The sequence below is a fragment of the Nostoc sp. genome (genome assembly GCF_036917515.1).
GTDB lineage: Bacteria > Cyanobacteriota > Cyanobacteriia > Cyanobacteriales > Nostocaceae > Nostoc.
This window is the reverse complement of record NZ_JBALDE010000201.1, coordinates 57,049-66,208: the sequence shown is the minus strand read 5'-3', so window position 1 is coordinate 66,208 and position 9,160 is coordinate 57,049. Positions and strand designations below refer to the sequence as shown.

Here is a 9,160-nt window from a genome sequence, read left to right as displayed (position 1 = left end):
CAAATTAACCAAACCAATTATTGCATCTATTGCCCGAAGGCAATATATTTTAGAGGCACTATCTGTAGCCAGCTTTTAGAGAATTGGTATTACTACTGTCTGTATCAGCAACAAGAAGCGAAAGTTTAGTGCTGAGTGCTGAGTTAAGAGTTAAGAGTCAGGAGGAAATATTATTGCTTCAAGCTCAGAACTCGGAAGTTGAGCCTTTTTGCTGGAACGTTGAGCCTTTGAACTCGGAAGTTGCACCTTTTTGCTGGAACGTTGAGCCTTTGAACTTGGAAGTTGAGCCTTTTTGCTGGAACGTTGAGCCTTTGAACTCGGAAGTTGCACCTTTTTGCTGGAACGTTGAGCCTTTGAACTTGGAAGTTGCACCTTTTTGCTTGAACGTTGAGCCTTTGAACTCGGAAGTTGCACCTTTTTGCTGGAACGTTGAGCCTTTGAACTCGGAACTTTAACCTTAGTACTCCTAATTCAGCACTCAACAGTCAACACTCCCCAATGCCCCATTCCCCATTCCCCATTTATTATGAATATTCAATATAAATTCGATCAACCAGTACTTTTACAACAGACACCTACTTGGTCACGAGCGATCGCCTGGACTATTGTTGGAGTTAGCACCTTCGCAGTAATTTGGGCTTCAGTGTTCAAAATTGATGAATCAATTCATGCTACTGGCAAGTTAGAACCACAGGGTGCAGTTAAAGAAATTCAAGCTCCGGTTCATGGTGTTGTCAACGAGATTCTAGTCAGAGATGGTCAACGAGTCAAAAAAGGTGAAACACTCGTTAGCCTAGAAAAAACTACTTCTGAGGCGGAGCTAACTTCGTTAAAGCAAAGTCGCGCAGCTCAATTGCTTGCCAAACAAGCGCTAGAGCAAGAAAATGATTTCTATCGCCGTCAGCTTCAAGGGAGCATATCACTAAAGGAAGTTGCACAGCAAACTGCTCTATTGAAAATTAAACCAGAACTAGCCTTTTTAACCAAAAGCCGAGCCGCAATTATTGCCGAAAACCAGTTGTACCGCACACAATTAAATGGTGCGACTGCTGGAAGTTCTTTCACAAGAGAGCAACAATTACGCTTGCAAAATCGCCAAATAGAACTAGAATCGCGTTTAGCCACAGCTAATTTAGAAACAGGACAGACGCAACAGCAATTTTTTCAGACTCAGGCAGAATTAACTAGTGCTAAAGAGTTGCTGACAATTAATCAACAAATTCTTCACAAGTTTGAACCTCTAGCGCAACAGGGAGCTATTTCCCAGGTGCAATACTTGAAACAGCAACAGGATGTCAGCAGCAAACAATCTGAAGTGATCCGATTGAATCGGGAACAGCAGCGATTACAATTAGCGATCGCACAGTCAAATCAAAAATTTCGCAATACTGCGGCAGTGTCTCAAGAAGACTTACTCGCCAAAATTACGGATAATGACAAGAACATTGCCGAAATAGACAGCCAATTAACCAAAGTAATTGTAGATAATCAAAAACGCATCTATGAAATTAATAGTCAGATTGGAGAGATTGATAGTAAGTCGGTTCAGGCAGAACAAACCCTAAAATATCAAAAAATTACAGCACCCGTAGATGGAACCGTCTTTGAACTCAAAGCCAAAACAGCAGGATTTGTAGTTAATTCCACTGAACCCCTGCTGAAACTCGTTCCTAGCGATAACTTGGTTGCTAACGTATACATCACCAACCGCGACATCGGCTTTGTCAAAGAAGGGCAACAAGTAGATGTGAGAATTGATTCCTTTCCCTTCCAAGAGTATGGTGATATCAAAGGCGAACTAATTGAGATTGGCTCTGATGCCTTACCTCCAGACCAAGTTTATAATTTCTGGCGTTTTTCCGCAAAAGTCCGCCTACATGGGCAGAAGTTACTGATTAATCAGCGTCAAATTCCATTGCAATCAGGGATGTCCATTAATGCGAATGTGAAATTACGTCAGCGCACAATTATGAGTATCTTCACCGATTTCTTAGTGCAAAAAACAGAGAGCTTAAAGTCCCTCCGCTGAACAAAATCGTTTTTCACAACAGTTTTCAACCCCTCTCCCTGGACGCCAAGGGGAATTTCTGACTTTTTACAAAATCTAGAAAACTTCTCTCCAAACCTCTCCCCTACAAAGCTATCCATTAATCACATCTTTCTTAATATTTCTGTAAATGACTTAGGAAAAATCTGTGAGTCATTGAGAAGCGATCGTTAACTATATCTTTGACTATTCTGGTGGAGTAGTTTCCAGGTTGTGGCGATATCCTGTAATCGACGTAATATCTTGGTGGCTATCCTTTTTTCGCCCGTACGAAGGCAAGCTAAATTAATACGCTTTCCTTACAGTTTTTGTCCCAAGTCAAATAAGTAATATCACCAGAAGATATAGGTTTTATATGACTTTATCTACTAGAGTCTCTGACTAGTAGGGTCAGCAGATTTGATAAAAGAGATGGAAACCTATAAACAAGATTAATTATTTGTTTTATTCAGGGGAATTGTTTGTAATCAACCGGATTTGATAGAAATCGTTCAAAATTGGGCAAAATCATCCCCTGATTCTGCAACACAAAAATTTTTTTTCTTACACGAAACGACTAAATTATATTGTATTATTTGGTTACAACATAGTACAGCATTGTCATGCTGGCCTATTGTTACGGCGTAACCCATTTACAGAGGAAAATCAGATGACACGATTTAGCAAGTTTGTGAATTTGACAGTTCTGGCTGTTCTGGCCCTAGCTTTAAGTCTGGCCATGACTTTGAGTCTGAGACCTGCAGTGGTACTAGCTGGGAGCGGCCCGAGCTACTGCTGGAACGAGGCCAACAACCCTGGCGGACCGAACAGGTGCTCCAATAACCAACAGTGCGACGGGGCGCGGACCTGTAGCAGCTCCGGTTTTTGCCAGGGGACAGCGCGAGAGCCCAATCCTGGTCCCAAAGGACCAACCTACTGCTGGGACGAGGCCACCAACCCCGGCGGATCAAACAGATGCTCCAACGACAATCAGTGTGATGGGGCGCGGACCTGCAGCAGTTCCGGTTTTTGCCAGGGCGAAGCTGGTCATGCTGCTAGCTAGCGTTCTTTTAAAACTCTCTTGTAGAGTAGGCATTCAATTGATCGCGTGCCTAACATAAATTATAATGAGACCAATTTAGTATGAAGTTGCATAGGATAGGAGCCATAAAATGCACTATTTGGACACCCCTCTATTCTATGCAACTTCAGATAAAATTGACATTGCACCGAAATGCCTGTAAAAACCTGCAATATGCCCTCAAAAGGCTCGATTTTGCGTTGTAAATAACGACTTTTTGACTCTAATATAGCAATTTTTCAAACCTAGACAGGATAAACTTACCAAGAACCAGTTATCAATAACTCCAGAAAAAGGCTCTTGCTTTAGGTTTTGAACTTGTTCTTCAGCCCGAAGCAAATACAGTTTTTTAGAAGAGGGATATCAGATCGGTGCTCGAAAAATTCAGAAATTGACCACTAATATCGTATTTTACGGCAATTTTTAGGTAAAGGAATTACATTGTTTTTATTTAACGCAGATGCGTAAAAACGCAAAAGATGAAACAAAATTGTGGTTTAAATACATGAAAATTGTTGTAAATCACTTAAATTAAACGTTTTACCATTATTCAGTGTTACAAATTGATGAATATGATAAATATGCAGTACAAGTTAATAAACTTCCAAATAAAAAAATACCCAAATTATTTCTTTTGGGATGGGTTTCCAGCCTGTCCTTATATAGTGCGGGCTAGAAACCAATTCCACAGAATTGGAGAATTTTTTTCTTGGAAGTCTCTAATTGCTTACTTGAGGCGCTCAGTCCAGTTAGCAGAAGTTTTATTTATTTGCGTTGCATTAGTTATTTGGTCAACGCCTGTGCAAGCCGATACCATTATCAATCAAGCAGACAATAGTAATCTGATTAATCCAAAGTTAGAAACTGAAGTTTTGCAGATTATTCGCAATCACCCAGAAGTAGTTAGGGAAGCTTTACAAGCTGAATCTCTGCAAAAACAACAGCAGCAGCAACAAGCTCAATACTACATCAAGCAGCAAATTAGAGAAAATCCCAGCAGTATAATTGGTGAATCTCCTGTGACTGGTGCAACACAGCAAAAGATTGTGTTGATCGAGTTTTCAGATTTTCAATGTCCTTACTGTGCCAAGGCTCATCAAACATTGAAGCAGTTCATGGCTCGTCATCAAGATGAAGTTACATTAGTGTACAAGCATTATCCCTTGACCTCAATTCATCCTGAAGCCATACCTGCTGCCAAAGCTGCTTGGGCTGCTAATAAACAAGGAAAGTTTTGGCAATATCAAGATGCTTTATTTGCCCAGCAAGATAAATTGGGTGAGAAACTATATGTTGCACTTGCTAAAAAACTCAAACTAGATTTGTCAGAGTTTAATCAACAACGTAATTCACAGCAAGTAAGTGCTGTGATTGAAAAAGATCAACAGATAGCTGAAAAGTTGGGAATTAAAGGTACTCCTTTCTTTTTCATTAATGGTGAGACTTTTGCTGGTGCAGTGACGTTATCAGAAATGGAAAGTATACTGTCTCGTGTCAAAGTCGATTATAAAACAGTGTTAGGCAATCCGAACGATCAAAATCTTTCGGATAAAATGCTCAATGTAGACCCACTTTTGTTGAAAAGTATTTTTGGCAACATCAAAGCCTCCCAAACTAACCCCCCTAGCACCCCTTCCCTGCTACTTGTTTTGTCCTCACGTTTCTAGCTTCCGGCCAACCATATACCACAAACCCACGGCATAGCGGATGTAATTGAGTTCTGTAAAACCTGCTTTTGCAAACTCGTACTCGAAGTTGAAATGGATAAAGTCATCCAACCACGGTTCTTGAAAAGAAGCGCTCAGAGCGTATTCACCCCGATAGGTGTCAGCGTATAGTACCCAACCACCGGGTTTGGTAATCCGGTACATCTCCTTAAGAATCTTAGGCGTCCATTCTTTAGGTGTCTCGTGGAAGAGTAGTGATGACGTGACAAGATCGAAGGAGTTGTCAGGGTAGCCAGTGTTACGGGCGTCCACCTGCTCAAAAGAAGCTCGCTCGCTCAATCCAGCCTTGTTAAACTTGTGCTGACTAATCACCAGCATGTAAGGCGAAACATCAGTAATGCGAAAAGTAGCCTGGGGAAACCGCTGTGCCAGGGCTAACGCTCCACCAGCCGTACCTGCACCAAGCTCTAGCACCGTCTCAATTTGAGCGTCTTGAGGAATTAGTTCAGCCATTGTCTCGCGCAACTGCTGGCAACTAACATTGTGGCTGAGGGGAATAATCGCATCCATAGCAGCATCCCAACCCAAGCACAATTGAGGATTGGTGTAGGAATCAGTTGCCCCATGAATGGGAGCATGGATGTAGTCAGGATAATATTCATGCTCAGTATGGTAGCCTTTGAGTTCCTCGGTCCAATTAATTGAGGCATATTCCTGCATTACTGAGGGCATCGCTGCGGTAATGCGTTGAATTACCTCGGTTCGATACGCTTGTTTTTTCTCTGCGTTCCATCTCGGCATAAATAAATATCTCCTACTTACACTTGTTACTGGCGTTCCTGTACTCCAACTTGGGAACGAAAAATAAACTGCAAATACAATATAGTCTAGTCTCTTTTTTTATGAGATGCATAGGATGCTAGGCAGATTGTTAGTCGTGAAGATGATGCCACGTATAAGTTGCCTGTTGTTTTGTTCAGCTGGGAAATGTCAAAATTTCAAGTTGCTGTGCGATCGCTTTCATCGGAAGCAGGAATAAAAAGCGGGTATTTGAAAACAGGTTGCAGCCAATGGCAACTTCTAGATTGAGGCATGGACGTTGCACAACAGTGGAATGAATTGGGGCAAGCTTTTGAGGCAGGGGGGCATTTTAGAAGTTGCTAAATCATCTTGCTTTCTCTATAACGCCGAGACATGAAGGTGCTTATAGAACTGCCCTTTTATTTGGATAAGACTTCAGTGCAGTCGCTTGACTACATATTTACCATTCACAAGCAATGCAAAATCTCGTGACATGCCTTAGTGCGCTGGAAAGGGGAAATCACCGATACCCGCGTGCCACGGCAAGGATAATAAAAATGTTTGAGCCAAATCTGGAATGCCATAAATTAATGTTGTAGCCCTATACAGCTAAACTCACTAAACCAAAAAGTTTTCTCTCAACAGCGATGCCTAGGTTGGGCTATGCCTACGTTAGGATATTTTGTATTCTGTGAAATTTTTACTTGAGCAAATCTTGAACCAGAAAAATTCTTAGATAAAAAGGTTCTAGAAAAGTTATGGCAAATCTTCTGTTTTAATAAAGACAAAATGAAACAACGACGACAAATATTGACGGTTTTCAGTCTGGCTGCCGCATTGGGCATGGCAACGCTGCCGCCTGCATTAGCTATTACCGATGACTATCTGATTATTCCAGGTCAAAGCATCGGGCAGACACACCTCGGCAGGAATGGCGCTTTCTACCTAAACAAACTCCCCAAAGCTGCTGCTAGTGATACATCAATGCAACAAACCAAACTCGTCTGGGTTTCAAAAAAGAAAGACCAGCGAAGCGATACGCTCTACATTCATACAATTGCCAACGCAGCACAGCTAAATGCGCCGATTCGTGGTGTTTTTATTAATCAAATTGAGATTACGTCTCCCTCGTTTCATACGTCTGACGGGATCTCCACTGGAAGTACCAAAGGGCAAATCTTCCGTCACTTCCCCAACGCGCGCCCGTTAAAAGGTAGTAAAATAATGTATTCTGACAAGGGCATCGCTTTTGAATTCGCTAACAGCGCAGCCGATTCGCCCTGCATCTCCATTGCGGTTTATCCTCTTAGTTTCGCTCCGAGGATAGAGGGACGGGAGCAAGTTAACAACTACTTGCACAGCTACTGCATAAAAGATGATAAGTGCTGATAAAAATAACAAGACCATCGCAGAGTTTCTCGAACTAATGGGATGATACTTAAAACCTAGATGCAAGTTGTATAGTCACTGAAATTCTATATACAGCAGAATTGGTAAATTCAGAATTAGAATAGGCTCTGTGCTTAGCTTTGAAACCTAGATAGTGTACTTAACGCTTCTTGAAATCTGGGGAATCCCGGTTGGTCGTACCAAGATGTATTGCCCTATTTCAAGAAATCTGAGAACTAGCAACGCGGTGCCGACGCATACCACGGGGTTGATGGTGAGTTGAGCGTGACCGATATTCAAGACCCTGCTGTAGTATCCCAACGATTTGTAGAAGCAGCTGTGGCAATCGGATATAACCACAATCCTGCTCTTATTCCTCTGTGTTCTCTGCGTTCTCTATGGTTTGATTTTCCGTGACTTATGCGTAAGTCTTGACTTATTGAAATAATCAGCATCTAAGCAGAAGTTGAGCGTTGCAAGTCAGAAGCAGGTGGTGAATGGGGTGAGAGAGCAAAACAGCTTGCAGCAGAATGCTGCTGTGTATAGTGTCAGCTTCAGCCCAGATGGACACTAAATAAACACATTATGGTTAATTTGTACAGTGTGTAAGTCCAATTTTTTGACATTTCCTTATACCTGAGAATGGTAGATGGAAATGAAGCTAACTGTTTAAATTTAAGTAAATAAGGAAAAAAGTATGAAAAATTCCGCTAAAGTCTTATTTAAAACAAACTTTATTCTTTTTACAAATGAATATAGAAGAAGCACTAGCAATTTTAGATACATTTCTTGAACATGGCTTAAGTGATGTTCAAGAAATAATATTTCGTAAAGCTTGGGAAGGACAAACTTATCCAGATATCGCCGAAAGCTGTGGTTATGATGCCAATTATATAAAAGATGTTGGTTCTAAGTTATGGAAGTTACTTTCACAGGCTTTCGGAGAGGAGGTGACAAAAAGTAATTTTCGCTCGGTATTGAGACGGCGATGTCCCCAGCGGGCTTTGCCTACGCAAAATAGCGTTTTGTCAGAAAAACTACAAACTGTGCCAGCAGTATTGAGACAGTCTCAGCCAACAAGCAGAGCCAAAGATGCGATATCAGGGTCTTCTTTAGCGATCAAAAAGCAAGACGAGAGAATAACCCTAATCCCTAATCCTGACTTCTTAGAAAATCCTGGTGGCTCAGTGCCCCTAAATTCATTTTTTTACATAGAACGTCCGCCAATTGAAGAACGCACATATACACAAATCAATAAACCTGGAAGCCTAATCAGAATCAAAGCCCCCAGCAAAATGGGAAAAACATCCCTAATGCACAGAATTCTTACTCATGCCAAACAGACTGGGGTACACACCGTACAAATCGGTTTACAGAGGGCAGATAGTCAAGTTTTCACTAGCTTAGAAAAATTCTTACGCTGGTTTTGTGCTAACGTCAGTCGGCAGTTGAACCTAGAAATCAGACTAGATGATTATTGGGATGAGGATATTGGTAGCAAAGTTAGCTGCACATTGTATTTACAGGAGTATTTACTGGAGAAAATCGACGCTCCGGTAGTCTTAGCTTTGGATGAAGTGAATCGAGTTTTTGAGTATCCAGAAATTTCTAGGGATTTTCTGCCACTACTGCGTTCTTGGTATGAGGATGCTTCCGAATTAGAAATTTGGCAAAAACTCCGATTAATAGTAGTTCATGCCACTGAAGCTTATATCCCGTTAGATATTAATCAATCTCCTTTCAATGTGGGGCTACCGATTAAGTTACCAGAATTTAGTTTAGAGCAGATGCAAGAATTGGCAGTGCGTCATGGATTGGATTGGGCAAAAGGTGAGAAAGGATTAGAAAAGCTGGCTCCTCTACGAGCAATGATTGGTGGTCATCCTTATTTAGCTCGTCTGGCTCTTTATAACCTGGGACATCAAGCAGTTACCCTAGAGCAGCTACTAAAAGAGGCTCCTACAATTGCCGGCATCTATAGCAACTATTTGCGGCATCATCTAGCAAATCTCCAAGAACATCCAGAACTCGCGATCGCACTCAAACGAGTAGTTACCTCTCCAACAAGTGTGCAATTAGAAGCGATCGCTGCCTATAAATTAGAAAGTATGGGTCTGGTAAAACTTGAAGGAAATCAAGCAATATCTAGCTGTGAATTATATCAGCTGTATTTCCGAGAGCAATTAGCTTAAACGC

General features: G+C 41.5%; 7 protein-coding genes and 1 pseudogene. 7 read left to right on the top strand and 1 reads right to left on the bottom strand.

All coding sequences use genetic code 11. The features are described from left to right. Positions 1 to 173 precede the first annotated feature (173 nt). From V7K89_RS26635 to V7K89_RS26625, 4 genes are all read left to right on the top strand, one after another. Positions 174 to 455, top strand: a complete 282-nt coding sequence (locus V7K89_RS26635; protein ID WP_335192565.1) for a hypothetical protein — start codon at positions 174 to 176, stop codon at positions 453 to 455. 71 nt (positions 456 to 526) lie between these two features. After that, complete coding sequence (locus tag V7K89_RS26630) at positions 527 to 2,029, top strand: HlyD family efflux transporter periplasmic adaptor subunit (protein WP_335192563.1); 1,503 nt, start codon at positions 527 to 529, stop codon at positions 2,027 to 2,029. Positions 2,030 to 2,696: 667 nt separating this feature from the next. Then, positions 2,697 to 3,089: a hypothetical protein gene (locus tag V7K89_RS36115; RefSeq protein WP_442941767.1), complete on the top strand. Its 393-nt coding sequence runs from the start codon at positions 2,697 to 2,699 to the stop codon at positions 3,087 to 3,089. A gap of 599 nt (positions 3,090 to 3,688) precedes the next feature. Next, positions 3,689 to 4,774 carry a DsbA family protein gene (locus tag V7K89_RS26625; RefSeq protein WP_335192561.1) on the top strand — a complete coding sequence of 362 codons (1,086 nt, stop codon included), beginning with the start codon at positions 3,689 to 3,691 and terminating at the stop codon, positions 4,772 to 4,774. Here V7K89_RS26625 and V7K89_RS26620 read toward each other — a convergent pair. Continuing rightward, positions 4,763 to 5,575 (bottom strand): class I SAM-dependent methyltransferase, encoded by an 813-nt coding sequence (locus V7K89_RS26620; protein WP_335192559.1) that lies wholly within the window; start codon positions 5,573 to 5,575, stop codon positions 4,763 to 4,765. The two genes, V7K89_RS26625 and V7K89_RS26620, sit on opposite strands and share 12 nt — an antisense overlap. 789 nt (positions 5,576 to 6,364) lie before the next feature. Between V7K89_RS26620 and V7K89_RS26615 the strand changes: the two genes are divergently transcribed. The 3 genes and pseudogenes from V7K89_RS26615 (at position 6,365) to V7K89_RS26605 (ending at position 9,156) form a co-directional block, all read left to right on the top strand. Continuing rightward, the gene (locus tag V7K89_RS26615; protein WP_335192557.1) at positions 6,365 to 6,964 is read left to right on the top strand and encodes a hypothetical protein; all 600 of its coding nucleotides are present in this window, start codon (positions 6,365 to 6,367) and stop codon (positions 6,962 to 6,964) included. Between the two features lie 177 nt (positions 6,965 to 7,141). After that, a pseudogene (locus tag V7K89_RS36110) lies at positions 7,142 to 7,330 on the top strand (GMC family oxidoreductase N-terminal domain-containing protein); the annotation flags it as partial. Positions 7,331 to 7,713: 383 nt separating this feature from the next. Beyond that, positions 7,714 to 9,156 carry an AAA-like domain-containing protein gene (locus tag V7K89_RS26605; protein ID WP_335192549.1) on the top strand — a complete coding sequence of 481 codons (1,443 nt, stop codon included), beginning with the start codon at positions 7,714 to 7,716 and terminating at the stop codon, positions 9,154 to 9,156. The last annotated feature ends 4 nt before the right edge of the window (positions 9,157 to 9,160 follow it).